Here is a 25,290-nt window from a genome sequence, read left to right as displayed (position 1 = left end):
CCCCCCGCCGCGCCATCCACGAAATGCATGTGCGTGTTCTCTGATGCAGACGGCACAAGACAAGTCATCATCGCTTCGTCCTGCGCATGCAGACCATAGCGGATTAGCCCCTTGGCTGCGGCGCGGGCCAGTTCCTTTTCGATCCGGGCCTGCGTGGCAGGATCACAATCCAGCGTCATTTTCAGACCGTCATCGAACTTGCGGAAATCGGCATTCTGACCGACTTCTTGCCGATAGACATCAGGGCGGAACTTGCCCAGCCGCATATTCGTCCGGAACAGCGCCCAGATCATCAGGTTCATCGCCAGCAAACGTGCTTTTTCAAGCCACAACGGACGCCCCTTGTGGGTGACCTGTGCTTCAAGCGAAAGGCCCTCGGGTGGAAATTGAAACCCCGGCCCGTTTTTCGGAATTGGATGACCCGCTCGGTTGGCCGCGGCGGCAATCCTGACGATCTTGCGCGATACCTTGGCAAAAGCGTCATCTGACACGCCCTCTGCGGGTTCGATCACCAGCGACAGGATCACCCCGTTCTCGGACGCGATGTTGGACCAGCGGCAGGACAACCCTTCCAGATCCGGCGCCTTGGTGCCCAACTCTTTGGGCAGGGTGATATACCCGGCTTTCATCCGGCGTTCGGCCCAGGCAATGCCGCCCCCTGAAAACATCGCATAGTCCACGCCCTCGGACGGAGCATAGCGGGCCACGCGCAGATCATGCCCTGCTTCGCGGATTTCTGCCACAGTCACCATCGCCACGCGCAGGGAGATGCCGAATTCAAGCTGTGCCCACGCGCGCACTTCCCGCAACGCCGCTTCGGCGGCGGCGCGTTGCTCGGGCCAGACGGCAAAGCCGGCCCCGTCGCCCCCGAACACGTATGGCAGGCGTTTGCCCTCGGCTGCGTTCAACTGTGCCGAGATGACAGCCGCGCCGACCACGTTGACCGTCTTGTACCGGCCACGCGCGATCTCTTGGGTCGAGCCGACGATATCGGCCACACCCACCACCCAGTCATCCGGAAGCGGCATGTAACCGGCAGGGTCTGCAAGCCTGTCGAAATCGGCGACACGCGGCAAATTCTCGTAATAGTCTTGCGTTGATTGCACCAAATACATCTCCACGACCCCTCGCGGTTCTTTCAATGTACTACGGAGCTAAACACGAATTGGATCACTTCAATGCACGAGGGTGTGAGCCGCCCCCTTGCCTTTCCTGTGACCTTGGGATCAAGTCCTGCCACCAACGGAAAGAAAGATGACACGATGCGCGCCGACCTGATCCTTCTGTGCTTTGCTTATGTCCTGAGCCAGTTCTTCCGCGCCTTTCTGGCCGTTCTGTCACAACCTCTGGCCGCCGATATCGGTGCCACGGCGGCGGACCTGTCCTTTGCGTCGGGCATGTGGTTCCTTGTCTTTGCCGCCATGCAAATCCCGGTCGGGGCTGCGCTTGACAAGATCGGTCCGCGTCGGACGTCGTCGGTGTTGCTGTTGATCGGCGGGGGTGGCGGCGCGCTGATGTTCGCCTTTGCCGCAACGCCGCTGCACATGGTGATCGCCATGGGGCTGATCGGGGTTGGCTGCTCACCGGTTTTGATGGCCAGCTATTACATCTTCGCCAAAAGCTATCCGCCCGCCCGTTTTGCGACCCTTGCGGCGCTGATGCTGGGGGTCGGGTCCGTGGGCAACCTTGTGGCGTCCTACCCGATGGCATGGGCCGCCGGCACGATCGGCTGGCGCGCCGCGTTGGTGGTTTTGGCCCTGTTCAGCGCGGCCACCGCAGTTGGTTTGTACGTCAAGGTGATCGACCCGCCACAAGAGGCGCATGAGGAAAAGGGGTCGGTTCTGGATCTGCTGAAGATGCCGGCACTGTGGCTCTTGTTCCCGATGATGTTTGTCAACTACATGCCTGCAGCGGGCATTCGCGGGGTCTGGATGGGCCCTTACCTGTCTGACGTGTTCGACTTGTCGACCGGGGCCATCGGAACCGCAGCCCTTGTCATGGGGGTCGCCATGATCCTCGGGACGCTGGCCTATGGGCCGATGGACCGCATTCTGGGCACCCGAAAATGGGTGGTGCTGATTGGCAACCTGATCGTGGCGCTGGCCTGTTTCGGGCTGGCCCTGTGGATCGACCTGAATGTCTGGCTGTCGGTCACCTTGATGGCGATTGTCGGCTTTTTCGGGGCCAGCTTTCCGGTCATCATTGCCCACAGCCGCAGCTTTTTCCCGCCGCACCTGATCGGGCGCGGCGTCACGCTGATGAACCTGTTCGGCATCGGCGGTGTCGGGGTGATGCAGTTCGTGACCGGCCGTCTGCACACCGACGTGGCCGTCACATCGCCCATCGGGGCCTATCAGGTGCTGTTCGTGCTGTTTGGCGGGCTTTTGCTGACGGGGCTTCTGGTCTATCTGTTCAGCACTGACCGGACCGACTGAGGCATGCATGGCCAACCCTGACGACATCGAGGTGATTGCACCGAACCTGAACCGGCGCCTGTCCGGCGTTACGGCAACGGTGATCGCGCTGGTGCCACTGCAAGCCCACAAGATCGGCATTGTGGCAACAGGTGTCGCCCTGCCCGACGGTCTGCCCTTCGTGCCGCTGTGGAAACTTCCGTTCCTGAAACGCCGGCCAAGGGTCTGGCACGCGCGGCGCAATAACGAGATGTTGCTGGGCATTCTGCTGCGCGCCGTGTTGCGCATGAAGCTGAAACTGGTCTTCACCTCGTCGTCGCCACGCAAACGCGGCGGGCTGACCAACTGGATGGTGTCCAAAATGGACGCCATCGTCGCCACGACGCCCGTGAATGCCGAGGTGATGCCGGGTACACCCGAGATTATTCCGCACGGGGTGAACACCGATATCTTCTCCCCGGCCCCGTCCGACATATACGGAACAGGCGATCAAAAGCTGATCGGCTGTTTCGGGCGGGTGCGGCCTATGAAAGGGACACACCACTTTGTCGAAGCGATGTGTGACCTGCTGCCAAGTCACCCCGATTACACGGCCATCATCATGGGGCGGGTCACACCCGACAACGAGGCCTATGGCAACCAATTGAAGGCCCGCATTGCCGAGGCCGGATTGCAGGACCGCATCCTGTTCAAGGACGAACTGCCTCTGCCCGACATGCCCAAGGCTTACAATGCGCTGTCTCTCTACGTAGCGCCTTCCCTGCTGGAAGGGTTTGGCCTGACCCCGCTCGAGGCGCTGTCCTGCGAGGTGCCGGTGGTGGCCACTGATGTGGGCGCCTTTCGCGACTTTGTCTCTCAGGACTGTGGCGAGATCGTCCCCAAGGACGATGCCCCAGCCCTGACGGCGGCGGTGGGCAAGATGCTGGCGCGGGACCTGCCCGCCATGGGTGTGGCCGGTCGCGCCCGCGTCAGGGACCAGTTCGGTCTCGACCGCGAGGCAGACGCCCTTGTCGCGCTTTATCGGCGGCTTCTGGACGACTAATCGCGCTGCGAAATGTCCCACATCACAAGATTCACACGCGCCCCCCTTTTTTCCAAAGGGAATCGACGGTAATAGGGCTCGTCCGAAACTTTGGAGAAACACAATGGGCTATCGCGTCGTTGTCGCAGGCGCCACCGGTAACGTGGGCCGCGAAATGCTGAACATTCTGGCCGAGCGCCAGTTCCCGGTCGATGAAATCGCCGCTCTTGCCAGCCGTCGTTCGCTGGGCACAGAGGTCAGCTTTGGGGACAAGACCATCAAGACCCAGGATATCGAGCAATTCGATTTCGCGGGATGGGATTTTGCCCTCTTTGCCATCGGCTCGGATGCGACCAAGAAATACGCCCCGATCGCAGCGGCGGCCAATTGTATCGTGATCGACAACTCGTCGCTCTATCGCTACGACCCCGACATTCCGCTGATCGTGCCGGAATGCAACGCGGATGCGATCCACGGCTATGCCAAGAAAAACATCATCGCCAACCCCAACTGCTCGACCGCGCAGATGGTTGTCGCGCTGAAGCCGCTGCATGACCGCGCCAAGATCAAGCGCGTTGTCGTGTCGACCTACCAGTCGGTGTCTGGCTCGGGCAAAGATGCCATTGACGAACTGTGGGACCAGACCAAGGCCGCCTACAACCCCACCGACGATTATGAACGCAAGGTCTATACCAAGGACATCGCGTTCAACGTCATTCCCCATATCGACGTCTTCATGGAAGACGGATCGACCAAGGAAGAATGGAAGATGGTCGCCGAGACCAAGAAGATCGTCGATCCGTCGATCAAGGTCACTGCAACCTGTGTGCGCGTGCCGGTCTTCGTGGGCCACTCGGAATCGATCAACATCGAGTTTGAAGAGTTTCTGGACGAGGACGAAGCCCGCGACATACTGCGCGAGGCGCCGGGTATCATGGTGATCGACAAGCGCGAAGACGGCGGTTACGTCACGCCGAAGGAATGCGTCGGCGATTTCGCCACCTTCATCTCGCGTATCCGTCAGGATTCGACGGTCGAGAACGGCATCAACCTGTGGTGCGTGTCAGACAACCTGCGCAAAGGCGCGGCCCTAAACGCCGTGCAGATCGCCGAGACCCTGGGCCGTGAGGTTCTGAAAAAGGGCTGAGATCCTTTTCCTGAGAGGTTTTGAAAGGGCGCCCGAGCGGCGCCCTTTTTCGTGCAGACCGCGAAAATCGCCATGTTTTCGACGTGTTGCGCCCCATTTTCGCCACGACAAACACAGTGTTTCCGCAAATTGAAGATATATTTGCCCGATTTCCTTGCCAGAACAGGGCCCAAGGTTTACCAGAAGGTAACCTTATGAATTTGTTGCAAAAATCCGAACGGACTGTTTCCGTTTTCGGGTCGTTTTGCCTTGTCTTCGCCCCATTTCGCTAAATTTCGGCCACAGTTGGCGCGCATATTGGTTTCATCAAGCAAGGGCAAAACGCTTAGGAGACTGAACAATGCGCAAAGAATTCTACACCCCCCGCATCGAGAACGCTGGCCAGGCTGGTGTCACCCTTCTCGAGAAAGCACGCCAGCGCCGGTTGCGCGCCTTGCTGGCCTGCGAAAACCAACAGGACAACCTGTTCCTCTGAACCACGGGTAGGGGTTTGTTTCGCTAAAAGAAGGCGGTCCGACGGGGCCGCTTTCTTTGCATTTGGGGACAGGATTGGCCGACAGCAAAGGCCGGCCCGCAGGATCAGACCTGTTTGAAACTGTCCGAGTCCCGATCATAGACCTCGACCCCGCCCTCGGCGATGTTATGCCAGAGGCCGTGCAGGCTCAGATCGCCCGACTCGACGCGTTCACGCACGAAGGGGAAGGTCATAAGGTTGCTCAGCGACACCAGAACCGCCCGCTTTTCAAAGCTGCGCGCCTTTTCCGCCGGGTCTTCGATGTCGGCGACGTCGCCATAGGCGGGGCGTAGCACATCCATCCAGCGCCCGACAAAGCTTTGTTTGCTTTCCAGCCCCGGCGCGTTGCCTTCGCACATGTCGATACAGCCCTGCACACCACCACATTTGGAGTGCCCCATCACCACGACATGCGCCACCTTGAGCGCGGTCACGGCATATTCAATGGCTGCCGAGGTGCCGTGTTGATGTCCGTCCGGCTGATACGGGGGCACGAGATTGGCAATGTTGCGGTGAATGAAGAACTCGCCCTGATCGGCCCCGAAAATCGCGGTCACGTGCACGCGGCTGTCACAACAGGAGATAATCATCGCACGCGGGTGCTGGCCTTCGTTCCCGAGGTGACGGTACCACGCCTCGTTCGACGCATAAGAGGTTGCCTTCCACCCCTGGTAACGCTGCACCAGATAGGTCGGCAGTGGCTTGGCGTGTTCCATCGTGACTCCTGTTATTTAGTCTGTTTCAGGCAATATCCACAAATCACGGAAATTTCGAGAGATATTACGTCACAGGCGAAACCTTTTGGGAACTTCTGGATTTCAAACTGGCGCCAGCTGTGGGGGCAAATCGACCAAGGGGTGAAAAGGTGGGTCAATATCTGACGATGGACGTACGGGAAGCCGTATGCGTAAACCGCGCGCGCCTGCACGGGCTGGTGCGGCAACTAGGAGAATCGGGGGCGCAGGATGTTCTGTGCCGCGCGGTCGAGGAAATTGCGACCCGGCTAGAGCTTGGCCATGCGCTTTATGACAAGGGGCATTTGCAGGAAATGCGCAAATGCACCCGCTCGCTGATCGCCATCGCCGACCAGATCGGCATGGATACGCTCAGCCTGGTGGCCGAGGACGTCGTGACCTGCATCGACAGTGGCGATCCGGTTGCGCTTTCGGCAACACAATCGCGCCTGCTGCGCAGCGGTCAGTCCTCGCTCGAGGAAATCTGGGCTTTGCAGGATATTTCCGGCTAATGACTGTCGGGGATGCGGGCGGCGATTGCATCCGCCGGAATTCTGCACATAGTCTGGCAGACCAACGCATAAACAAGGTTTCTGTCATGTCCCTGACATTCGCACCCGGCACACAGGATGCCGTACCCCTGCACCTCGTCGAGACCGCAACGTTCGATAGCTGGCGCGCCGAGCAGCCCGAGCCGGTGCGCCGCTGGCTGGATACGCTGGGTTTCAAGGGGGCGTTGGGCACGGCGGCAGTTGTGCCGGATGCCGAGGGCAAACCCAAGCTGGCCGTGGCCGGTTTCGGCGATGCGGCGGCGCGTGCACGGGGGCGTTTTCCTCTGGCGGCTGCGGCGGCGAAACTGCCCGAGGGCACATTCCGTCTGGTCAGTGATTTGCCCGCCGGTGACCTTGAAACCGAAACGTTGGGCTGGCTGCTGACGGGATACAGTTTTGACCGCTATCGCAGCCAGGGCGCATCCAAGGCGCGGCTGGTCTGTCCGGATGGAGTTGATGCCACGCGGATCGAGGCCATCGCGCGGGCCGAGGCGCTGACCCGCGACCTGATCAACACGCCTGCCGCCGACATGGGGCCAGAGGCGCTCGAGGCGGCAGCGCGGGATCTCGCCATCGAGTGCGGGGCCAGCATCAAGGTGACCACCGGCGCGGACCTTCTGACGCAGAACTTCCCGATGATCCACGCCGTCGGGCGCGCAGCAGAACAGGCCCCGCGCCTGATCGACATGCGCTGGGGCGACGCAGGCCCGCAGGTGACGCTGGTTGGTAAGGGCGTGTGTTTCGACACGGGCGGGCTGAACCTCAAACCCGGCGCGTCGATGGGACTAATGAAAAAGGACATGGGCGGCGCGGCCACGGTTCTGGGTCTGGCCCGGATGATTATGGCGCTGACCCTACCGGTGCGGTTGCGCGTGCTGATCCCCGCCGTAGAGAACAGCGTCAGCGGCAATGCCTTTCGCCCCGGAGACATCCTGACCTCGCGCAAGGGGCTGACCGTCGAAATCAACAACACCGACGCCGAGGGCCGGTTGGTTCTGGCCGATGCTCTGGCTCTGGCGGACGAGGAAACCCCCGATCTGATTGTCTCGATGGCGACGCTGACCGGCGCAGCCCGCGTGGCCGTGGGGGCAGACCTTGCCCCCTATTACACTGACGACGTCAGAATCGTGACCGCACTGGAAACGGCGGCGTCGGAGCAGGCCGATCCGGTCTGGCGGATGCCGTTCTGGACCCCTTATGAGAGCAAGATCGAACCGGGGATTGCCGATCTCGACAACGCTCCGGCGGGGGGATTTGCCGGGTCGATCACGGCGGCCCTGTTCCTGCGGCGTTTCGTGGATAACCCAAGCTATACCCATTTCGACATCTACGGCTGGAACCCGACTGCGGCCCCCGCCCGCAGCAAAGGGGGCGTCGGCATGGGCGCGCGCGCCCTGTTCGCCGCGCTGCCGGACATTCTGGACCTGCCATGACGGACCGGCGGTTCCTGCGCTCGAACGGGCGGGTGGCTTGCACATCGCTGCAAGGCTCGGTCACGGTCGACCACTTTGTCGAAGGCGTGCGCCACCGCGTCCGCACGCCGCGTACCCCGCTTTTGGCAGCGCCCGACGCCCCGACCCGCGACCGCGAGCTTTTGTTCGGACAGGGGTTTGTCGTGCTCGAAACACGCGACGGGCACAGCTTTGGCTACAGCACCAAGGATGGCTATGTCGGATATGTCCCTCATGCCGACCTGCGCCCTTGGGACGGTGCCACCACTCACACGGTTCAGGTGCGGCAAAGCTTTGGCAAAGCGGGGCCGGACTTCAAACAGCGCGACGAGATACTGCCCCTGTTCCACGCCGCGCGCCTGACGGTACAGAAGATCGAGGGCAAATGGGCCCGCTGCACCGGGCCGGACGGAGCGTCGATCTACGTGCCGCACACTCACCTGCGCCCCGTAGACCACCCCGAAACCGACCCCGCCGCTGTTGCCGCGCGCTATCTCGGGGCGTTTTATCTCTGGGGCGGGAATTCCTCGGTCGGGATCGACTGTTCGGGGCTGGTGCAGGCGGCCTTTCTGGCCTGTGGCCTGGAATGCCCCGGCGACTCGGACTTGCAGGCGTCAGAGGTCGGAACCCCGCTGCCCGAAGACGCCGCCCATCGTCGTGGCGACCTGCTGTTCTGGAAAGGGCATGTGGCCATGGTGGTCGATGACACGACCCTCATTCACGCCAATGCGCATCATATGTCGGTGGTCTATGAACCCATCACCGCGGCCATCGACAGGATCGGGGCACAAGGTGATGGTCCCGTCACGGCAAGGCGACGCCCCTCGCAACCAATGGAAAGTTAGGAACCGATCTAGTCGACCGCGCGGATCAGCTTGCGTTCCAACACACGCAGCACGGTTTTCAGGTCATGCCCGCGCTTGAGAACCTGACCGTCCATCCCGATCACCGCATACATGCCTTGGCGATTCCGCAGCTTGGGGCGTTTTTCGATTTTATAAAGCGGATTCTCGGCAGACCGGCGAAACACCGAGAATACCGAGACCTCTTTCAGGTTGGAAATGCCATAATCGCGCCATTCTCCGGCAGCGACCATCCGACCATACAGCGACAGGATCAGCGAAAGCTCGGTCCGGTGAAACGCAACCTGTGTTGGGAATTGCGGTCCGCGATGCAGGGGCGTGGGGGGCTGTGCGTTCATGAATGCAGACTTGCGCCGTTCTTAACAGAAATCAACCCTGCCCCCTTTTCGCCCCATATTATTCTGCAAATCGCCTTGCACGCTCCCTCTTGTCGCCCAACCCGACCTGCATATTCAGATCATAGCGAAACAAACGCTACCTCCGGCGGCGCGGCGTTCTTGCCCCCACCCAGTCTGCGTCGCCGGGGGGCCTTATTTCCCAGACAGATCAGCCACATGTGACCTTGCTAATGTTCATGTTGTAATCAAGAAAGATGTTCAGCCGTTCCGGGTTGTGATCCATGGTCATGACCGAGTCCTCCGGCAGGATCCGGATATCCTTGGGCACCACGACGCCCGGGAGCGCCTCTTTCGGTTGCCCGATCAGGAATTCGAACGCCGCCGGATCGCAGGTTTCGCTGCCTTGTGTCACCACATCGGTTTGGGTTGTGTCCTCGCAGGCCGCAAGGGCCACTAGGGGAACGATCAGAAAAAACTGTTTCATGCCAAAGCCTCCTGTTTGCGGTCAGTTTGTTCATGCTTGTCGCATTGGCACAAGAGCCCGTCGCAAGCTCTATTGAAAAAACACGATAAATCGCCGACGCTTGTTCCAACCAACAGCGGGAGAGATCACAATGATGCGGACAAAAGCCGCCGTCGCCCTTGAGGCCGGCAAACCCCTCGAAATTATGGAAGTGAACCTTGAAGGCCCGAAAAAGGGCGAGGTTCTGGTGGAAATCAAGGCGACGGGCCTGTGCCACACTGATGAATTCACCCGCTCGGGCGCCGACCCCGAGGGGCTGTTCCCATCGATTCTCGGGCACGAGGGCGCGGGCGTCGTTCTGGAGGTGGGCGAAGGTGTCACCACGCTGAAGCCCGGCGATCACGTGATCCCGCTTTACACGCCGGAATGCCGCGAATGTCATGCCTGCCTGTCGGGCAAGACCAATCTCTGCACCGCGATCCGTGGCACCCAAGGCCAAGGCCTCATGCCCGACGGCACCACCCGTTTTTCGATGCTCGATGGCACGCCGATCTATCACTACATGGGCTGTTCGACCTTCGCCAACCACACTGTTCTGCCCGAGATCGCACTGGCCAAGGTGCGCGACGACGCCCCCTTCGACAAGATCTGCTATATCGGGTGCGGCGTCACCACGGGCATCGGCGCAGTCATCAATACCGCCGGGGTCGAGATCGGATCGTCGGCGGCGGTGTTTGGTCTGGGCGGCATCGGCCTGAACGTGATCCAGGGCCTGCGCATGGCCGGGGCCGACACGATCATCGGCGTTGACCTGAACAGCGACAAGGCCGAGATGGCGAAGAAATTCGGCATGACCCATTTCGTGAACCCGTCCGACCTGCCCGAAGGCCAGTCGGTGACTGAGGCGATCATCGAAATCACAAAGACCGAAAAGGACCAGTTCGGCGGCGTCGACTATTCCTTTGACGCGACTGGCAACGTGCAGGTGATGCGGGACGCGCTGGAATGTTCGCACCGCGGCTGGGGTGTGTCGGTCATCATCGGCGTAGCACCGGCCGGCGCCGAGATCAGCACCCGCCCCTTCCAGCTGGTGACGGGCCGTGTCTGGAAAGGCACCGCATTCGGTGGCGCCAAGGGCCGCACCGACGTGCCGAAATTCGTCGACTGGTACATGGACGGCAAGATCGAGATCGATCCAATGATCACGCACAAGCTGACCCTCGAACAGATCAACGAAGGCTTTGATTTGATGCACGAGGGCAAGTCGATCCGCGCTGTGGTTGAGTTCTGAGGCCAAAGCACCTAGGTCTGAGACACGGGGGTGCGCCGAACCCGGCGCGCCCTTTTTCATTGAAGGTTTTCCAATGCCCAACCGCGACCGCCCCCTTTACGCCGTCCTGATCGACGCCGACAACATCCCCGCCAAGCATGCCGGACCAATCCTGAAAGAGATCACCTCTTTCGGGGAACCCGCCTTGCGCCGCGTTTATGGCGACTGGTCCTCGGACCAATTGCGGGGATGGACGGGCACTGTGCGCGAACAGGGGCTGGTCGCGCATCAGGAGACAGCCAACACCAAGGGCAAAAACGCGAGCGACATCGGCCTTGTGATCGATGCGATGGACATCCTGCACACGGGCCGGTTCGACGGGTTTGTGCTGGTCTCGTCTGACAGCGACTTTACCGCGCTTGCCAACCGCATCCGCGAACAGGGCCTTGACGTGATCGGCATCGGCGAAAGCAAAACGCCGGAATCCCTGCGCAATGTCTGCAACCGGTTCATCCTGATCGAAAACATCGTCGATGAACCGACCCCAGCCAAGACCGGAGGCAAGAAATCGGCCAAGGACGCGGTGCCCCTGATCCTGAGTGCGATGGAAAAGATCGCGCAGGATGACGAGTGGTATTCCTTGGGCCAGATCGGTCAGCATATCCAAGCCGAACATTCGGATTTCGACACGCGGTCCTATGGTCAGAAAAAGCTGTCGGACCTGATCAAGACTTTGAAAAGGTTCGAAACCCGCCGCACCGGAAACCAACTCGAGGTGCGCCGGCTCGACTAGGGCAGCGACTATTCCCCATTGACCTGCGGCGCCTGAGTGCTACCAAACCCGAATGTTCGCGATATTCCTCAAGACGCTGCCATTCTTTGCCCTGATCGGGCTGGGCTATTGGGCAGGACGCACGCGCTTCTTCACCGAAGAGGCGACGGCATACCTGACCAAGTTCGTCTTTTATTTCGCGCTGTCGGCGATGCTGTTCCGCTTTGCCGCCAACCTGTCGCTGGCCGAGGTGCTCGACTGGACGCTGGTGTCGGCTTACCTCTGGGGCACTGCGGTGGTCTATGGTCTTGCCACGGGCGTGGCCTTCCTTCGCAGGCTTGACGTGCCAACCGCCGCGATCGAGGCGCAATGCGCAGTGATCGGCAATGTCGGTTTTCTGGGCGTGCCCATGCTGGTGCTGCTGCTGGGGGAACAGGCGATCGGGCCGGTCATGCTGGTGCTGGCGGTCGACCTGATCGTGTTTTCTTCGCTGATCGTGATCCTGATCACCGGGGCCCGTGACGGGCGCATGTCGCTTGGAATTCTGCGTACCGTGGGCATGGGGCTGGTGCGCAACCCGATGATCATGGCCATCAGCGCCGGATTGATCTGGTCGGCGCTGGAACTGCCCATTCCCGACCCGATGAACGAATTCCTTGCCATCCTCGGAGGCGCAGCCACACCGGGCGCGCTGTTTGCCATCGGGGCCTCTCTGGCGTCAAAATCGGCCGAACGCGCACAAGTGGCCCTGTGGCTCAGCTTTTGCAAGCTGGTGCTGCATCCAGCCTTTGTCGCCATCGGCGCGCTGTGGCTGTTTCCCATCGACACGTATTCGGCGGGGGTCATCATCTCGGCGGCGGCCCTGCCGGTGGCTGGTAACGTATACATTCTGGCGCAGCATTACGGTGTGGCCCCGCACCGCGCCTCGGCGGCGATCCTGTTTTCCACCGTGATCAGCATAGCCACCGTTTCGGCGGTAATCGCCTGGGTCGGCACGCTTTAACTCTGTTTCAGATCCCGCAGGATTTCCGCAGCCATTTCAAACGACCGCAACCGGGCCGCGGGATCATGGATCATGCCCGTGATCATGATCTCGTCCGGTTGCGTCCGCGCGATGATCTGCGCCAACTGTGCGCGGGCAGTGTCGGGGCCGCCCACCGCCGAACAGGACAGCGCCGCGTTCACCTGCGCCAGCACCGGCGCGGGGATCACCTCGGAAATATCGGCCACCGGTTCGGGCAATTTACCCGGACGCCCCGTGCGCAGGCGCGCAAACCCCATCTGTTGCGACGTGCGCAGATAGGCGGCCTCTTCATCGGTGTCGGCGATACAGATCCCTGCCGCCACCATCGCGTAAGGCTCGGACAACATCGACGAGGGCCGGAAACTGCGGCGGTACACCTCGAGCGCCTGATCCAGCATGGCCGGCGCGAAATGCGAAGCAAAGGCATAGGGCAACCCAAGCTGCGCCGCCAATTGCGCGCCATAGAGGCTGGACCCGAGGATCCAGACCGGCACCGTGGTGCCTTCCCCCGGCACCGCGCGCACACGCGCTTCGCCCGAGGGCAGCGCGAGATAGCCCATGAGCTCTTGCACATCCTGCGGGAACCCGTCCTCGGGCGCCATGTGACGCCGCAGCGCCCGCGCCGTGGCCATATCGGTGCCCGGCGCCCGCCCGAGGCCAAGGTCGATCCGGTCGGGATACAGCGTCGCAAGCGTACCGAACTGTTCGGCCACCACCAAGGGCGCATGATTGGGCAACATGATCCCTCCGGCCCCAACCCGCAGGGTTGAGGTCGCCCCCGCCACATGCCCGATCAGCACGGCGGTCGCGGAACTGGCCACGCCAGGCATGTTATGATGTTCGGCCATCCAGAACCGGTGATAGCCCGTCGCCTCGGCCAGTTGGGCCAGCGCCACCGTGTTCGCGATCGCCTGCGCCGGGGTGTGGCCCTCGGGGATCGGGCAAAGGTCCAGAAGGGAAAACTGTTTCATCGACGCCTCGTCAGTCTGTATCTGCCCAAGAATGTGGCCATCGCCGCGCAAAACCGCAACCACCGCCACCCGCGTGACCAGTGGTCACTTCCCAACCCGCCCCGGCGCATCCCGTCTGGACCCGGCACGGCGCGGCGTTCTAAGCTGCCCCTTGTCAGGGACCGAAGATCGCAGCCGCGTCGCAAGGAGGCATCGCACAAATGGAGCTTCTGTTTCTTTTTCTCGCGGTTTTGATTATCGCCTACAGCCTGTTTTCCGCCCGCCTTGCGCAATTCGCGATCACGATGCCGATGGTGTTTCTGACCGCTGGGATCATTGTCGGGGCGCGCGGCCCGGAACTGACCCATGATATCGCCACGATCTTCCACAACCTCGCCGAGATCACGCTGGCGCTGTTGCTGTTTGCCGACGCAACGCATCTTCGCCGGGAAACCTTTGAGGGGTCAGGCATCCTGTCGGCGCGGATGCTGGGCATTGGCCTGCCTCTGGCGATCCTGCTGGGTATTTTGGGAAACTGGTTGCTGCTGGACTGGCCATTCTGGCAAATCTGTCTGCTGTCGGCACTGATGGCCCCGACTGATGCCGCGCTCGGGGAATCGATCCAGTCGAACGAGGACATCCCCGAGGTTCTGCGCGATGCTATGAACGCGGAGAGCGGACTGAATGACGGGCTGACCCTGCCCTTTGTCATCTTCTTCGCCTCGCTCGCGGCGTCGGCGTCAGGGGACAGCGGGGAAAAGGTGGCGTTGGTGCCGCTGCTGGCGTCACAGATCGGCATCGGCGCGCTGGTTGGGGTCGGGGTCGGGGTTGCTGCGGGCAAACTGCGCAACCTTGCCGTGGCGCACAGGTATATGGAGCGCGGGCTCATTCAGGTTGCGACGCTGGCCCTTGTGTCGCTCACCTTCTTTCTGGCCGAGATGCTGATGGGGAACGCGTTTGTGGCCGTGTTCCTGTGTGGCATCGCCTATGCCAAAGCTAGCGCCGGAAACGTGTCGCACGTGCGTGCCTTCGTGGAAAGCGACGGGCAATTCCTTGCCATGCTGAGCTTTTTCTTCATTGGCGGCCTGTGTGCGTCTTTTGCCTTTGACCACCTCCGCTGGACCTATGTCGCGGTCATCGCGCTGTCACTGTTCGTGATCCGTCCGCTGGCGATCTGGCTCTCATTTCTCGGCACAGACCTGCCCGGCCATGTGCGGCTGTTCTTTGGCTGGTTCGGACCGCGCGGTCTGGCCACGGCGCTGTTCGCGATCTTCGTGGTGATGGATTTCGAGAGCCTCGACCTTGCGCAGGAAATTCTGGTGGTGGCCCTGCTGGCAGTGCCGATCTCGGCTTTCCTGCACGGCATCTCGGCAAAATGGGCAGCAAGCCTGTTCCGCCTCAAGGACGACAGCTCCGTCAGCTAGGCCATCATCTTGGCGGCCCTTAAGCCAGAAGATCGTGCTGTGTCATGCCGGTCTGCAACGTGAGAGAGGTTAGATCCCCGCCATCCACCAGCGCCCAGAAAATCTGGCCCGTGGGGCGATAGATCACAAACGCTTCGTCTACATCTGCGGCACCCGCAGCAGGCGTGTTTGCGTAATTGATCTGGAAATCTCGGGCGGCGAACCCACCGGTGGTCATCAGAATATCTGCATCCGAGAAATCTTGAACCCAGTCGCTCGCATGGCCGGCTACACCAAGATGGAAGAACCGGTCCTCACCAGCGCCACCATTCAACCGGTCAAACCCGAAGCCGCCATTCAGGAAATCATCCCCGTCCCCCCCAAACATGAGATCGGACAGTCCGCCACCCGACAGGTGATCCGCGCCTGCCTGCCCGATCAGCGTATCCGCCCCCAGCCCTCCGACAAGGGTATCTTCCCCGCCACCGGCATGGACACTGTCATTGCCTGCACCAGTGGAAATAAAGTCACTTTCCGTCCCGCCTATGACCGTATCGCCTGTATCGGCCTCGGTCTCGAACGTGAGGATCCGGTTTTGACCCGAAGTGCCGTAAACCACGTCACTGCCATCACCGCTAAAGATCGTGTCATTGCCGCGGTTTGCCGTGATACGGTCATCCGAGCCGCCTGTCGTGACAAGATCCGCCCCCGAACCCGCATCAATCTCGATCGCCAGATGGGTGTCGGTCCAGGTGATCTCGTCAGCCTGTGATGATCCGAAAAACCGGAAAAAATCGGGGCCGTTGAATCGCTCTCCTGCAGCCGATACGACCAGCCCGGACAGGTCGATCGCGCCCGGGGTAGATATTTGCAACGAGAGTATCTCGTGCATTTCTTCGAATTCTAGAAGGGTCGCGCGGCGAAACTGCCCGCCACCCTCAAGAATTTCAATGTTCTGAAAGCTTGTCCGAGAGTAGTCCTGCAGCCCAAGGCCACGGAACGTATCATGCCCCTCGCCCCCATTGATCACTGTCCAGGGGGCGTTTGGATCAGGCCTTTGTCCCGAACGGTGCGGGTGATACTCGATGACATCATCGCCGCTTCCCCCAAGAATTGTGTCTCCAGCCCCACCGGAAAACAGGGTATCGTTGCCAGCCCCGCCAAGCAGTTGTTCCTGCCTGTTGAACGTCGCAGACCCGTGCATGGAAATGCCCCAAGCCACCCCGGTCCCGCTGGCGTCCACGGTTACGTCATCCGAGTACGCGCCAATCACAATCCTGCCCTGACCGTCGATGCCATCGCCACTCAGCAATCCCGACAAATCAATCTGCGTGCCCGCCGTCACATAAAGTTGGCCGCGAAGCCCAAAATCCGACACTCGCTCCAAATCGTTCAACTGGTCTGCGGTCAGGTTCAGCTGTCCCCCGTTGAGGTCGACATGCTCCACCCCGTTCACCGATACTTGCCCGAAGCGCGCGACAGATCCGTCAGACAACGCGATGGTGTCTGCCCCCGCGCCCCCGTCGAGGATCCCGGCAGGATCGATACCATAGCCGATGCGGAAAATGTCGTCTCCGTCGCCGCCTTCGACCGTGTCATTTCCGCGACCGAGGTACAGAATATCCGCCCCGCCAAGCCCCTGAACAAGATCATCGCCGTCAAGGTCAAAGATCGTGTCTGCGTCTTCGGTACCAATCACCGCAGGGTTGGAAATACCGTCATCGTTTCGAGGGGTGCCAACAATACGCGCCATCATAAACCTTTTTGCAATATTTGATGAGGGTAGCATCCCACCGGCATTTAGCAAGCCGCGTGTCCAAGCTGCATGCCCTCGCCCCGTCCGAGTTTTTCGTCCGAAGCCATGTGGTTTCCCTTGCTGCCCCCTGCCTGTCTGCGCTAGCCAATGAGGCAGGCAAAAACAGGAGTGCGTGATGGAAATCGTTTCAGAGAACAAGGCCTTCGGGGGCACTCAGGGGGTCTATAGCCACAATTCCCACAGCTGCGGCTGCGAAATGACCTTTGGCCTATTTCTGCCGGAAGAGGCCAAGTATGGTCGCGTACCCGTGTTGTGGTACCTGTCCGGCCTGACCTGCACGCACGAGAACGCCATGGTCAAGGCAGGCGCCCAAGGCTGGGCGGCAGAGCACGGCATCGCGCTGGTGTTTCCGGACACCAGCCCGCGCGGTGACGCGGTGGCCGATGATGCGGCCTATGACCTTGGCAAGGGCGCGGGGTTCTATGTCGATGCAACCGAAACGCCATGGGCGCCCAACTACAACATGTGGACCTATGTTTCCGAAGACCTGCCCTCGATGCTACAAGAGGATTTCCCGCTGGACATGACACGGCAGGCGATCACAGGGCATTCAATGGGCGGGCATGGCGCGCTGACGCTGGCCATGTCGCTGCCCGGGCGGTTCCGCTCAGTCTCAGCCTTTGCGCCGATCTGCAATCCGACCGGCGCGGACTGGGGCCAGAAACAGCTTTCGGCCTATCTTGGCGACGATAAGGCCGCCTGGGCCAACCATGACAGTTCGGTCCTGATGCGCGAAAAGGGTTTTGACGGGCCGGTTCTGATCGACCAGGGCGCGGACGACCAGTTCATCAACCTGTTGCGCCCCGAAACGCTCGCCGCCGCCGCGGCCGAACGCCGCCAGGAAATCACCCTGCGGATGCAGAAAGGCTATGATCACAGCTATTTCTTCGTGTCCTCTTTCATGGAAGAGCACGTCGCCTTTCACGCAGACGCCCTTTACGCAGACTGACCCGACATGACCCACTACGACCTTATCATCATCGGCTCGGGCCCTGCCGGGCGTGCCGCTGCCATTCAGGCCGGCAAACTCAAACGCAGGGTTCTGGTGATTGATGCCAACGAACGCCTTGGCGGCGTGTCGGTGCATACCGGCACCATTCCGTCAAAAACCCTGCGCGAAACCGTGCTGAACCTGTCCGGCTGGCGCGAGCGGTCATTCTATGGGCGGGGCTATCGCGCAAAAGAGGAAATCAGCGCCGAGGACCTCAAGGCCCGCCTGCACATGACGCTGGATCACGAGGTCGACGCGCTGGAACACCAGTTCAACCGCAACCATGTCGACACATTGATGGGGCGCGCGGTCTTCACCGGCCCCAATGCCGTGCGCGTGACCAGCGATGCGGGCAAGGTGGTAAGCCTGACCGCCGACAAGTTCCTGATTTCGACCGGCACCGTTACCTACCGGCCCGACACCATCCCCTTCAACGGCAGCACCATCGTCGACAGTGACGAGTTTCTGGAGCTCGCCCGCATCCCGCGCAGCCTGATCGTGGTCGGGGCCGGTGTGATCGGGGTTGAATATGCCTCTATGTTCAACGCGCTGGACGTGACCGTGACCCTGATAGAGCCGCGCGAGACCTTCCTTGATTTCATCGACAGCTACACCGTGGCCGAATTCACCCACCAGGTGCGTGACAACGGCATGAGCCTGCGTCTTGGGTCGGCCATCGAAAAGGTCGAGGACGCGGGCGACCATGTCGAGGTCAGCCTTGAGAATGGCCGCCATGTGCGGGCCGAAATGCTGTTGTTCGCAGCAGGGCGTATGGGCGCGACCGCCGGGCTGGGACTGGACAAGGTGGGCCTTGAGACCGACCATCGCGGCCGGATCGAGGTGGACCGCAAGACCTATCAGACCAACGTGCCGCATATCTATGCCGCCGGTGACGTGATCGGCCATCCCTCGCTGGCCTCGACCTCGCTGCAACAGGGGCGTGTCGCGGCCTGTCACGCACTGGAAACGCCGACCCTGCCCGAAAGCCCGTGGTTCCCCTATGGCATCTATTCGGTCCCCGAAATTTCCACCTGCGGCATGTCCGAGGAAGAGATAAAGGAACGTGGCATTCCTTACGAGGTCGGCATTGCGCGGTTCCGCGAAACCAGTCGCGGACATATCATGGGGCTACATGCGGGGATGCTGAAAATGCTGGTCAGCCTCAAGACCCGCCGCCTTCTGGGCGTGCAGATCGTCGGCGAGGGTGCGACCGAGCTGATCCACATTGCGCAGGCCGTGCTGAACCTCAAGGGCACGGTGGATTACTTCGTCGAAAACACCTTCAACTATCCGACCCTGGCCGAGGCTTATCGCATCGCCGGGCTGGACGCTTTCAACCGGATGCCGATCCCCGAGGAATACAAGGTGAAGAAGGCCTCCAAGAAGAAGGGGTAAGCAAGCCGCATGATTGCCTATGTCACGGTTGGGGCGGATGATATCGCGCGGGCGGAACGGTTTTATTCAGCGTTCCTGCCCGCGCTTGGTTACCGGCTGGAAAGATACCACGGGGATCTGAGCTATCTCCCGCCCGAACACCACGATACCCCCGTGGCACAACCGGATTTCTACGTGAAAGCCCCGTTCAACGGTGCGCCGGCCTCGGCGGGGAATGGCACGATGGTCGCCTTTCAGGTGCAAAGCCAGAAACAGGTGCGCACCCTGCATGCTGCCGCTGTGGGCGCTGGCGGGCAGGACGACGGAGCGCCCGGGTTTCGCGACTCCTATGGACCACGTTTCTATGTCGGGTATCTGCGGGACCCCCACGGCAACAAGATCGCCCTGTTCTCGTCTAACCCCAACGACCCCGGACGCGATGACTGACCGGTGCGGCCCTTCCCGATCACGACAAAGCCCGGTAAACCCCTGCCCATGACCAGTCTCTACATAGATGCCGATGCCTGCCCCGTGAAATCCGAGGCCGAACGCGTAGCCACCCGTCACGGTGTGCGCATGTTCGTGGTGTCGAACGGCGGGTTGCGCCCGTCGCAGAACCCGCTTGTCGAAACCGTGATCGTCCCCGAAGGTCCGGACGTGGCCGATATGTGGATCGCGGATCGCGCAGGTCCGGGCGACGTGGTGGTGACCGGAGACATCCCGCTGGCTGCCAAATGCGTCGAGGCGGGGGCGCAGGTGCTCAAACATAATGGCGAGGCGCTGACCGCGGCCAATATCGGTAATGTTCTGGCGACCCGTGATCTCATGGCCGACCTGCGCGCCGCCGATCCGTTTCGTCAGGGTGGCGGCAAGGGATTTACCAAGGCCGACCGGTCACGGTTTCTGGATGCGCTGGAACGCGCCTTGCGCGCCGCCGCGCGGGCCTGAGCGATGCCGTTTTCAGACCATCCGGTCGTTTCCGGCCAAGACACCGCACACCGCGCCTGATGTTCTGCCCCCATGTCGACACCGGAGCCCCATAACCGAACCGCCCTTGGCGCGTCCTCGGCCCTGATTGCGACATTCTGCTTTTCGCTGAATGACGCCGCGATCAAGTTTCTGTCCGGGGGCTATGCGCTGCACCAGATCGTGCTGATCCGATCGGGCATCGCTCTGTTGCTGTTATTGCTGGTCCTGTTGCCGTTCACCGGCGGGCTGTCCGCGCTCAAGACCCAGCGACTGGGCATGCACATGCTGCGCGGGTTTTGCGTAGTCTTTGCCAACATGACGTTTTTCCTTGCCCTGTCGGTGCTGCCGCTGGCGAACACGGTGGCAGTGTTTTTTGTCAGCCCCCTGCTGATCACCGCCTTTTCGGTACTGTTTCTGGGGGAAAAGGCGGGGCCGCGCCGGTGGGGTGCGGTCTGTGTCGGGATGATCGGGGTTCTGATCATGATCCGGCCCGGCAATGCCGATTTCCAATGGGCCATGCTTCTGCCGCTGTTGTCGGCAGTGGCCTATGCCGCGCTGCACATTCTGACGCGCAAGATCGGCGGGACCGAAAGCGCGACGACCATGGCGATCTATATCCAGCTGACCTTTGTTCTGGTCAGCGGTGCCATCGGGTTGGCCCTTGGGCATGGGGCCTATGCCGGGGATGGCGACGGCATGGGGGCGTTTCTTCTTCGGGCGTGGAGCTTTCCGGCCACGACGGACTGGCCTTTCCTGATCCTGATCGGCGTGGCCAGCGCATTTGGCGGGTTCTTCATCTCGCAAGCCTATCGCCTGACCGAGGCCAGCGTCATCGCGCCGCTGGAATACGCCGCGATGCCCATGGCCATCCTGTTCGGCGCGCTGTTCTTTGACGAATGGCCCGATATGGCCGCCTGGATTGGCATGACGCTGATCATTGGGGCGGGTTTGTTCACCGTCTGGCGCGAAAGCCTTCAAAGTCCGCGCAAAAGGCTGGCACGGCCGCGCACCCGCCGCTAGGGTCGCCCCGACCAGAACCCGGCCAAGGACAAGAGACAGGATGCCCATCAACGCCGTGATTTTCGACATCGGGAACGTGCTGATCGAATGGCAGCCAGAAAACTTCTATGACCGCGTGATCGGTCCCGAGCGGCGCGAGGCCTTTTTTGCCGAAGTGCCGCTGCACGAAGAACACCAGAGGGTCGACGAAGGCGTGGCCCTGCGCGACGTGGTCTATCCTCTGGCAGACCGGTTCCCCCATTGGGGGGAAGAAATCCGCATGTGGCACGACAACTGGAACGACCTTGCCGCGCCTGCGATCCCACATTCCGTGCGCCTGCTTGGCGCGCTGCGCGACAATGGTGTGACCGTGTTCACGCTCACGAATTTCGGGTGGGACAATTTCCCGATCTCGCAAGAGGCGTTTCCGTTTTTGAAAGGGTTTGACCGCGAATACGTGTCGGGGCGCTTGCAGCTGATCAAACCCGATCCGGCGATCTATGCCCATGTCGAACAGGATTGCGGGTTGGCGCCCGAAACCCTGCTGTTCACCGATGACCGCGCCGACAACATCGCCGCCGCTGACGCGCGCGGATGGCAGACGCATCATTTTACCGGCCCCGAGGGCTGGGCCGCGCGCCTAGTCGCCGAAGGGCTGCTGACACCCGAGCAGGCGCAATGATCTGGGCCGCGCTTCCCCTTGCAGCGCTCACCGCGGCCCCCTTTCTGCCTGAGCTGTTTCGCGAACCGGTCACCGGCCGCCCCGTGCCCGAAGACATTCAGTTCGCGGATCTTCCGAAAGGACGCATCGCCTATCGCTGGCAGGGGGATGAGGCAGACCCCGTGGTGGTCTGCGTGCACGGGTTGACCACACCGGGCCTTGTCTGGGAAGGGCTGGCACCGCATCTGGTGGGTGCGGGGTTCCGAGTGCTGACGCTTGATCTTTACGGGCGCGGAAACTCTGACCGTCCGAGGGGCAAACAGGATGCCGCGTTCTTCAATGCGATGCTGTCCGAACTGTTCGATCACCTTCACCTGACTGCGCCTGTCACGCTGATCGGGAACTCGATGGGCAGTGCCATCTCGGCCAATTTTGCCGCCGCCCGCCCCGATCGCGTGCGGCAGGTGGTGCTGCTGGTGCCTGCGGGTCTTGGGCATGATCTGGGGCGCGCCGCAGATCTGGCGCGGCGGTTCCCTGTTCTGGGTCAGTGGATGATTCACGCCTTTTATCCCGGCACCCTGCGCAAGGGCGTTGCTGCGGAACGCGCCCTGTCCAGCTCGGTCACTGGGATATATGACAGGCAGTTGGAAGAGTTGCGCTACCGCGGCTTTCTGCGCTCGGTCCAGAACAGCCTGAGCGGCATCCTGGGCACCGCGCTGGAAGAGGCGCATCGCAAGCTGCACGACGCGGAAATTCCGGTGGTCGCGGTCTGGGGCGCCGAAGACGACATCATCCCGCTGTCCTGCAAGGACAGGCTGGCCATGTGGAACCCCGAGGCAACCCAGATTGTCATGGACGGGTGCGGGCATGGTCTGGTCTACACCCATACCGACGCGCTCTGGCAAAGGCTCGGGCCGGCGTTGAAGCGTTAGGCCGCAAGCGCCCCGGCAGGCGGTGTGCGGTTTTCCCGGATCGGCAGGTGCACGATTGCGCTGAAGGCGCCAACACCCACGCCGATCCACCACACCATCGTATAATCGCCATACATGTCGTACATGCGCCCGCCCAGCCAGACACCCAGGAAGCTGCCCAATTGGTGGCTGAAGAACACGATGCCATAAAGCGTGCCCATATTGCGCAACCCGTAAAGATGCGCGACCAGACCGCTGGTCAGGGGGACAGTGGCCAGCCACAGAGACCCCATCACGATCGAGAAGATGATAACGCTGGTCGGGGTGATCGGAAAGATGATGAAAGCCGCCGCCGCGATGGTACGGCCGGTATAGATCGCAGCCAGCAGGTATTTCTTGGAATAGCGTTTACCGGCCCAGCCCGCCAGAAGCGTGCCCGCGATATTGGCCAGCCCGATCAGCGAAATCGCCACTGCCCCGAGGGCAGAGGTGGTCGAGACACCGATGGCCGCCAATGTTCCCGAAGGATCAATCGCGCCACACATCTCGGTAATCATGGCGGGGAAATGCGCCGTTACAAAGGCCAGTTGATAGCCACAGGAAAAGAAGCCGAGGAAGATCAGCGTATAGGACGGGTCCTTGAACGCCTTAACCAGGATCTGCCCCATGTTTTCCTCGAGCGTGGCCTTGCTGACGGCGGGCGCGCGCATCATCGGCAACAACAGCAGCGTGCCAAGGATCGCGGCAGCAAAGACAAGGAAGGTCGTCTGCCATGACATGAAGCCCAGCATCCATTCGGCCAGAGGCGCGCCGAAGACCTGCCCCGCCGACCCTGCCGCCGTGGCAATCGCCAGAGACATTGACCGGTTTTCGTCAGAACTCGCGCGGCCGACCACGGCAAGGATCACGCCAAACCCCGTTCCGGCGATGCCGAAGCCCACGAATATCTCGTAAAACTGATGCGCGCCCGGGGTCACGGCAAAAGACGACAGGACCAGCCCCGCGGCATAGATCAGCGCCCCCATGATGATCGCTTTGCGGTCCCCGATCTTTTCGGCAATCGCCCCGAAGATCGGCTGGCCGATGCCCCAGGCCAGGTTCTGGATCGCAATCGCCAGCGAAAACTCGGCCCGCGCCCAACCGAATTCATCCGCGATGGGAATCTGGAACACCCCGAAACTTGCGCGGATGGCAAAGGACACAAGGATGATCGCGCAACCAACCAGCAGCACGGGGGTAAAAAGGGGCGCGCGCGTTTCCATGGGGATCTCCTGTTTCGCCGGTACAAAATGACCCGAACACATTTTCCGGTCAAATCAGGAATCATGGGTGGTCACATCAGTTTTTCTTATGTGCCGCCACGTCTTTTCACACGGCCCCGCATTCGGTAAGGGAAGAGCATGACCCAGTCTCTGCCCGATATCTATGCTGCCAAGGTGGCCTCTGGCGAATTGCACGCCGACGACGCCCAACAGGCTGTCCTGCCCGAGTTCGAACGTATCCGGCAGGCGGTGCTGCAACCGCTGCCCAAGAAAGGGTGGTTCCGCAAGTCCGCGCAACCCGAACACGTGCCCGGCCTTTACCTCTGGGGCGGGGTCGGACGCGGCAAGTCGATGATCATGGACCTGTTTGTTGACGCGCTCGAGGTGCCGGTGCGCCGCGTGCATTTCCACGCCTTCATGCAGGAAATCCACGCCGGGATGCACGACGCCCGCCAGCAGGGGGTCGAGGACGCGATCGAACCCGTGGCCAGCGCCGTCGCCGAGAGCGTGCGGGTTCTCGCCTTTGACGAGATGCAGATCAGCGACATCACCGACGCGATGATCGTCGGGCGCCTTTTCGAGAAACTGTTCGAGGCCGGGGTGGTCGTGGTCACCACGTCGAACCGCGTGCCAGACGACCTTTACAAGGACGGCCTGAACCGCCAGCTGTTCCTGCCGTTTATCGACCTGATCAAGGAAAAGCTGCATGTCTGGGAAATGGTCAGTCCGCGTGACTATCGTCAGAACCGGCTGCAGGGCAATCAGGTCTATTTCGTGCAGGCCGGCACAGAGGCCCGCGCAAGTATCCAGTCGATCTGGGAAGACCTGACCGGCGGCAAAGCCGAACCTTTGGTGCTGACCGTGAAGGGGCGTCAGGTCACCATCCCCGCCTATCGCAACGGGATTGGGCGGGCGCGGTTCTTTGACCTGTGCGGCGCGATGCTTGGCCCCGGCGATTACCTTGCCATTGCCGACGCGGTGAAGGTTCTGATCCTTGAGGACATTCCGGCCCTGTCACGGTCGAATTTCAACGAGGCCAAGCGGTTCGTGACTCTGATTGACGCCTTGTACGAGGCCAAGGTGCGCCTGATCTGTTCCGCCGCCGCAGAACCCGAAATGCTGTATTTGGAAGGCGAAGGCACGTTCGAGTTCGAACGCACCGCCAGCCGCCTGCGCGAAATGCAGGATGAAAGCTGGGGGCGTGAAGACGCCTGACACCCGTTTAAGGCTCTGAAAACGCTGAAATTCCCAAGGCTCTGGGTGCAAAATTATAAGGGGGGCGCCCCCGCACCCCCCATTTTTCTGCCTGCCTGTCCCTGAAATCCGTGTGCATCCCGTTTGTTGCTTCTCGTCCGCGGGGATGCAGGAAACCTGAATTACTATAGGCAGGGT

At 61.4% G+C, this 25,290-nt stretch carries 26 protein-coding genes; 19 read left to right on the top strand and 7 right to left on the bottom strand.

Annotated features, from left to right (window positions below; all coding sequences use genetic code 11):
* Window positions 1-1,115, bottom strand: a 1,115-nt coding sequence (locus WNE31_RS03175; RefSeq protein ID WP_463407410.1) for a DUF3095 domain-containing protein, incomplete at its 3' end; no start/stop codon positions are given.
* Window positions 1,116-1,262: 147 nt separating this feature from the next.
* Here WNE31_RS03175 and WNE31_RS03170 point away from each other — a divergent pair.
* The 4 genes from WNE31_RS03170 to WNE31_RS03155 all read left to right on the top strand — a co-directional run bounded on the left by WNE31_RS03170 (window position 1,263) and on the right by WNE31_RS03155 (window position 5,057).
* On the top strand, window positions 1,263-2,435 hold the full coding sequence (locus WNE31_RS03170; RefSeq protein WP_349978253.1) for an MFS transporter: 1,173 nt from the start codon (window positions 1,263-1,265) through the stop codon (window positions 2,433-2,435).
* A 7-nt stretch (window positions 2,436-2,442) separates the two neighbouring features.
* On the top strand, window positions 2,443-3,456 hold the full coding sequence (locus tag WNE31_RS03165; protein ID WP_349978233.1) for a glycosyltransferase family 4 protein: 1,014 nt from the start codon (window positions 2,443-2,445) through the stop codon (window positions 3,454-3,456).
* A gap of 103 nt (window positions 3,457-3,559) precedes the next feature.
* Window positions 3,560-4,582 carry an aspartate-semialdehyde dehydrogenase gene (locus WNE31_RS03160; RefSeq protein ID WP_349978232.1) on the top strand — a complete coding sequence of 341 codons (1,023 nt, stop codon included), beginning with the start codon at window positions 3,560-3,562 and terminating at the stop codon, window positions 4,580-4,582.
* Window positions 4,583-4,922: 340 nt separating this feature from the next.
* Window positions 4,923-5,057, top strand: coding sequence for a hypothetical protein (locus WNE31_RS03155; protein ID WP_349978231.1), 135 nt, complete (start codon window positions 4,923-4,925; stop codon window positions 5,055-5,057).
* Between the two features lie 104 nt (window positions 5,058-5,161).
* Here WNE31_RS03155 and WNE31_RS03150 read toward each other — a convergent pair whose 3' ends face one another.
* The gene (locus WNE31_RS03150) at window positions 5,162-5,812 is read right to left on the bottom strand and encodes a carbonic anhydrase (RefSeq protein ID WP_349978230.1); all 651 of its coding nucleotides are present in this window, start codon (window positions 5,810-5,812) and stop codon (window positions 5,162-5,164) included.
* Window positions 5,813-5,961: 149 nt separating this feature from the next.
* Here WNE31_RS03150 and WNE31_RS03145 point away from each other — a divergent pair, with 149 nt between their 5' ends.
* The 3 genes from WNE31_RS03145 (at window position 5,962) to WNE31_RS03135 (ending at window position 8,677) form a co-directional block, all read left to right on the top strand.
* Window positions 5,962-6,342, top strand: a complete 381-nt coding sequence (locus WNE31_RS03145) for a hypothetical protein (protein WP_349978229.1) — start codon at window positions 5,962-5,964, stop codon at window positions 6,340-6,342.
* Window positions 6,343-6,428: 86 nt separating this feature from the next.
* On the top strand, window positions 6,429-7,814 hold the full coding sequence (locus WNE31_RS03140; protein ID WP_349978228.1) for a leucyl aminopeptidase family protein: 1,386 nt from the start codon (window positions 6,429-6,431) through the stop codon (window positions 7,812-7,814).
* Window positions 7,811-8,677 (top strand): C40 family peptidase, encoded by an 867-nt coding sequence (locus WNE31_RS03135; RefSeq protein WP_349978227.1) that lies wholly within the window; start codon window positions 7,811-7,813, stop codon window positions 8,675-8,677. The genes WNE31_RS03140 and WNE31_RS03135 overlap by 4 nt, the downstream gene beginning before the upstream one ends.
* Before the next feature lie 8 nt (window positions 8,678-8,685).
* Here the strand turns inward: WNE31_RS03135 and WNE31_RS03130 are convergent, their stop codons facing one another.
* Both WNE31_RS03130 and WNE31_RS03125 read right to left on the bottom strand, forming a co-directional pair.
* Window positions 8,686-9,033 (bottom strand): DUF2794 domain-containing protein, encoded by a 348-nt coding sequence (locus WNE31_RS03130; protein WP_349978226.1) that lies wholly within the window; start codon window positions 9,031-9,033, stop codon window positions 8,686-8,688.
* 208 nt (window positions 9,034-9,241) lie between these two features.
* Window positions 9,242-9,517 carry an I78 family peptidase inhibitor gene (locus WNE31_RS03125; protein ID WP_349978225.1) on the bottom strand — a complete coding sequence of 92 codons (276 nt, stop codon included), beginning with the start codon at window positions 9,515-9,517 and terminating at the stop codon, window positions 9,242-9,244.
* Between the two features lie 133 nt (window positions 9,518-9,650).
* On the opposite strand from WNE31_RS03125, the gene WNE31_RS03120 reads away from it, so the two are divergent.
* The 3 genes from WNE31_RS03120 to WNE31_RS03110 all read left to right on the top strand — a co-directional run bounded on the left by WNE31_RS03120 (window position 9,651) and on the right by WNE31_RS03110 (window position 12,541).
* Complete coding sequence (locus WNE31_RS03120; RefSeq protein WP_349978252.1) at window positions 9,651-10,787, top strand: S-(hydroxymethyl)glutathione dehydrogenase/class III alcohol dehydrogenase; 1,137 nt, start codon at window positions 9,651-9,653, stop codon at window positions 10,785-10,787.
* Between the two features lie 73 nt (window positions 10,788-10,860).
* Window positions 10,861-11,559 (top strand): NYN domain-containing protein, encoded by a 699-nt coding sequence (locus WNE31_RS03115; protein WP_349978224.1) that lies wholly within the window; start codon window positions 10,861-10,863, stop codon window positions 11,557-11,559.
* A 52-nt stretch (window positions 11,560-11,611) separates the two neighbouring features.
* Window positions 11,612-12,541: an AEC family transporter gene (locus WNE31_RS03110; RefSeq protein ID WP_349978223.1), complete on the top strand. Its 930-nt coding sequence runs from the start codon at window positions 11,612-11,614 to the stop codon at window positions 12,539-12,541.
* Here the strand turns inward: WNE31_RS03110 and WNE31_RS03105 are convergent.
* A complete protein-coding gene (locus WNE31_RS03105) occupies window positions 12,538-13,533 on the bottom strand; it encodes an LLM class flavin-dependent oxidoreductase (protein ID WP_349978222.1) in 996 nt (331 codons plus the stop codon). The genes WNE31_RS03110 and WNE31_RS03105 overlap by 4 nt on opposite strands.
* 200 nt (window positions 13,534-13,733) lie before the next feature.
* Between WNE31_RS03105 and WNE31_RS03100 the strand changes: the two genes are divergently transcribed.
* Window positions 13,734-14,936, top strand: a complete 1,203-nt coding sequence (locus WNE31_RS03100) for a cation:proton antiporter (RefSeq protein ID WP_349978221.1) — start codon at window positions 13,734-13,736, stop codon at window positions 14,934-14,936.
* 19 nt (window positions 14,937-14,955) lie between these two features.
* Here the strand turns inward: WNE31_RS03100 and WNE31_RS03095 are convergent, their stop codons facing one another.
* Window positions 14,956-16,668: a calcium-binding protein gene (locus WNE31_RS03095; RefSeq protein WP_349978220.1), complete on the bottom strand. Its 1,713-nt coding sequence runs from the start codon at window positions 16,666-16,668 to the stop codon at window positions 14,956-14,958.
* A 178-nt stretch (window positions 16,669-16,846) separates the two neighbouring features.
* On the opposite strand from WNE31_RS03095, the gene fghA reads away from it, so the two are divergent.
* The 7 genes from fghA to WNE31_RS03060 all read left to right on the top strand — a co-directional run bounded on the left by fghA (window position 16,847) and on the right by WNE31_RS03060 (window position 22,657).
* Window positions 16,847-17,680, top strand: coding sequence for an S-formylglutathione hydrolase (fghA, locus tag WNE31_RS03090; RefSeq protein WP_349978219.1), 834 nt, complete (start codon window positions 16,847-16,849; stop codon window positions 17,678-17,680).
* Window positions 17,681-17,686: 6 nt separating this feature from the next.
* Window positions 17,687-19,117 carry a Si-specific NAD(P)(+) transhydrogenase gene (gene sthA / locus WNE31_RS03085; RefSeq protein WP_349978218.1) on the top strand — a complete coding sequence of 477 codons (1,431 nt, stop codon included), beginning with the start codon at window positions 17,687-17,689 and terminating at the stop codon, window positions 19,115-19,117.
* A gap of 9 nt (window positions 19,118-19,126) precedes the next feature.
* Window positions 19,127-19,543, top strand: a complete 417-nt coding sequence (locus tag WNE31_RS03080; protein WP_349978216.1) for a VOC family protein — start codon at window positions 19,127-19,129, stop codon at window positions 19,541-19,543.
* 48 nt (window positions 19,544-19,591) lie between these two features.
* Window positions 19,592-20,044, top strand: a complete 453-nt coding sequence (locus WNE31_RS03075; protein ID WP_349978214.1) for a YaiI/YqxD family protein — start codon at window positions 19,592-19,594, stop codon at window positions 20,042-20,044.
* Between the two features lie 72 nt (window positions 20,045-20,116).
* The gene (locus WNE31_RS03070; protein WP_349978212.1) at window positions 20,117-21,085 is read left to right on the top strand and encodes a DMT family transporter; all 969 of its coding nucleotides are present in this window, start codon (window positions 20,117-20,119) and stop codon (window positions 21,083-21,085) included.
* A gap of 40 nt (window positions 21,086-21,125) precedes the next feature.
* Entirely contained in the window at window positions 21,126-21,746 is a 621-nt protein-coding gene (locus WNE31_RS03065; protein ID WP_349978210.1) for an HAD family hydrolase, read from the top strand.
* Window positions 21,743-22,657, top strand: coding sequence for an alpha/beta fold hydrolase (locus tag WNE31_RS03060; RefSeq protein WP_349978208.1), 915 nt, complete (start codon window positions 21,743-21,745; stop codon window positions 22,655-22,657). The genes WNE31_RS03065 and WNE31_RS03060 overlap by 4 nt, the downstream gene beginning before the upstream one ends.
* Here WNE31_RS03060 and WNE31_RS03055 read toward each other — a convergent pair.
* Window positions 22,654-23,898, bottom strand: a complete 1,245-nt coding sequence (locus tag WNE31_RS03055; protein ID WP_349978207.1) for an MFS transporter — start codon at window positions 23,896-23,898, stop codon at window positions 22,654-22,656. The genes WNE31_RS03060 and WNE31_RS03055 overlap by 4 nt on opposite strands.
* Before the next feature lie 138 nt (window positions 23,899-24,036).
* Here WNE31_RS03055 and zapE point away from each other — a divergent pair, with 138 nt between their 5' ends.
* Entirely contained in the window at window positions 24,037-25,113 is a 1,077-nt protein-coding gene (gene zapE / locus WNE31_RS03050) for a cell division protein ZapE (protein ID WP_349978205.1), read from the top strand.
* Window positions 25,114-25,290: the final 177 nt, after the last annotated feature.

It is taken from the genome of Shimia fortis, assembly GCF_040225985.1.
Classification (GTDB): domain Bacteria; phylum Pseudomonadota; class Alphaproteobacteria; order Rhodobacterales; family Rhodobacteraceae; genus Shimia.
This window is presented reverse-complemented; position numbering and strand designations above follow the sequence as displayed.

Bases quoted from the DNA above. Each gene is read 5' to 3' on its own strand.
- WNE31_RS03170 (WP_349978253.1), top strand. From the start codon at position 1,263: ATGCGCGCCGACCTGATCCTTCTGTGCTTTGCTTATGTCCTGAGCCAG.
- WNE31_RS03165 (WP_349978233.1), top strand. From the start codon at position 2,443: ATGGCCAACCCTGACGACATCGAGGTGATTGCACCGAACCTGAACCGG.
- WNE31_RS03160 (WP_349978232.1), top strand. From the start codon at position 3,560: ATGGGCTATCGCGTCGTTGTCGCAGGCGCCACCGGTAACGTGGGCCGC.
- WNE31_RS03155 (WP_349978231.1), top strand. From the start codon at position 4,923: ATGCGCAAAGAATTCTACACCCCCCGCATCGAGAACGCTGGCCAGGCT.
- WNE31_RS03150 (WP_349978230.1), bottom strand. From the start codon at position 5,812: ATGGAACACGCCAAGCCACTGCCGACCTATCTGGTGCAGCGTTACCAG.
- WNE31_RS03140 (WP_349978228.1), top strand. From the start codon at position 6,429: ATGTCCCTGACATTCGCACCCGGCACACAGGATGCCGTACCCCTGCAC.
- WNE31_RS03135 (WP_349978227.1), top strand. From the start codon at position 7,811: ATGACGGACCGGCGGTTCCTGCGCTCGAACGGGCGGGTGGCTTGCACA.
- WNE31_RS03130 (WP_349978226.1), bottom strand. From the start codon at position 9,033: ATGAACGCACAGCCCCCCACGCCCCTGCATCGCGGACCGCAATTCCCA.
- WNE31_RS03125 (WP_349978225.1), bottom strand. From the start codon at position 9,517: ATGAAACAGTTTTTTCTGATCGTTCCCCTAGTGGCCCTTGCGGCCTGC.
- WNE31_RS03120 (WP_349978252.1), top strand. From the start codon at position 9,651: ATGCGGACAAAAGCCGCCGTCGCCCTTGAGGCCGGCAAACCCCTCGAA.
- WNE31_RS03115 (WP_349978224.1), top strand. From the start codon at position 10,861: ATGCCCAACCGCGACCGCCCCCTTTACGCCGTCCTGATCGACGCCGAC.
- WNE31_RS03110 (WP_349978223.1), top strand. From the start codon at position 11,612: ATGTTCGCGATATTCCTCAAGACGCTGCCATTCTTTGCCCTGATCGGG.
- WNE31_RS03105 (WP_349978222.1), bottom strand. From the start codon at position 13,533: ATGAAACAGTTTTCCCTTCTGGACCTTTGCCCGATCCCCGAGGGCCAC.
- WNE31_RS03100 (WP_349978221.1), top strand. From the start codon at position 13,734: ATGGAGCTTCTGTTTCTTTTTCTCGCGGTTTTGATTATCGCCTACAGC.
- WNE31_RS03095 (WP_349978220.1), bottom strand. From the start codon at position 16,668: ATGGCGCGTATTGTTGGCACCCCTCGAAACGATGACGGTATTTCCAAC.
- fghA (WP_349978219.1), top strand. From the start codon at position 16,847: ATGGAAATCGTTTCAGAGAACAAGGCCTTCGGGGGCACTCAGGGGGTC.
- sthA (WP_349978218.1), top strand. From the start codon at position 17,687: ATGACCCACTACGACCTTATCATCATCGGCTCGGGCCCTGCCGGGCGT.
- WNE31_RS03080 (WP_349978216.1), top strand. From the start codon at position 19,127: ATGATTGCCTATGTCACGGTTGGGGCGGATGATATCGCGCGGGCGGAA.
- WNE31_RS03075 (WP_349978214.1), top strand. From the start codon at position 19,592: ATGACCAGTCTCTACATAGATGCCGATGCCTGCCCCGTGAAATCCGAG.
- WNE31_RS03070 (WP_349978212.1), top strand. From the start codon at position 20,117: ATGTCGACACCGGAGCCCCATAACCGAACCGCCCTTGGCGCGTCCTCG.
- WNE31_RS03065 (WP_349978210.1), top strand. From the start codon at position 21,126: ATGCCCATCAACGCCGTGATTTTCGACATCGGGAACGTGCTGATCGAA.
- WNE31_RS03060 (WP_349978208.1), top strand. From the start codon at position 21,743: ATGATCTGGGCCGCGCTTCCCCTTGCAGCGCTCACCGCGGCCCCCTTT.
- WNE31_RS03055 (WP_349978207.1), bottom strand. From the start codon at position 23,898: ATGGAAACGCGCGCGCCCCTTTTTACCCCCGTGCTGCTGGTTGGTTGC.
- zapE (WP_349978205.1), top strand. From the start codon at position 24,037: ATGACCCAGTCTCTGCCCGATATCTATGCTGCCAAGGTGGCCTCTGGC.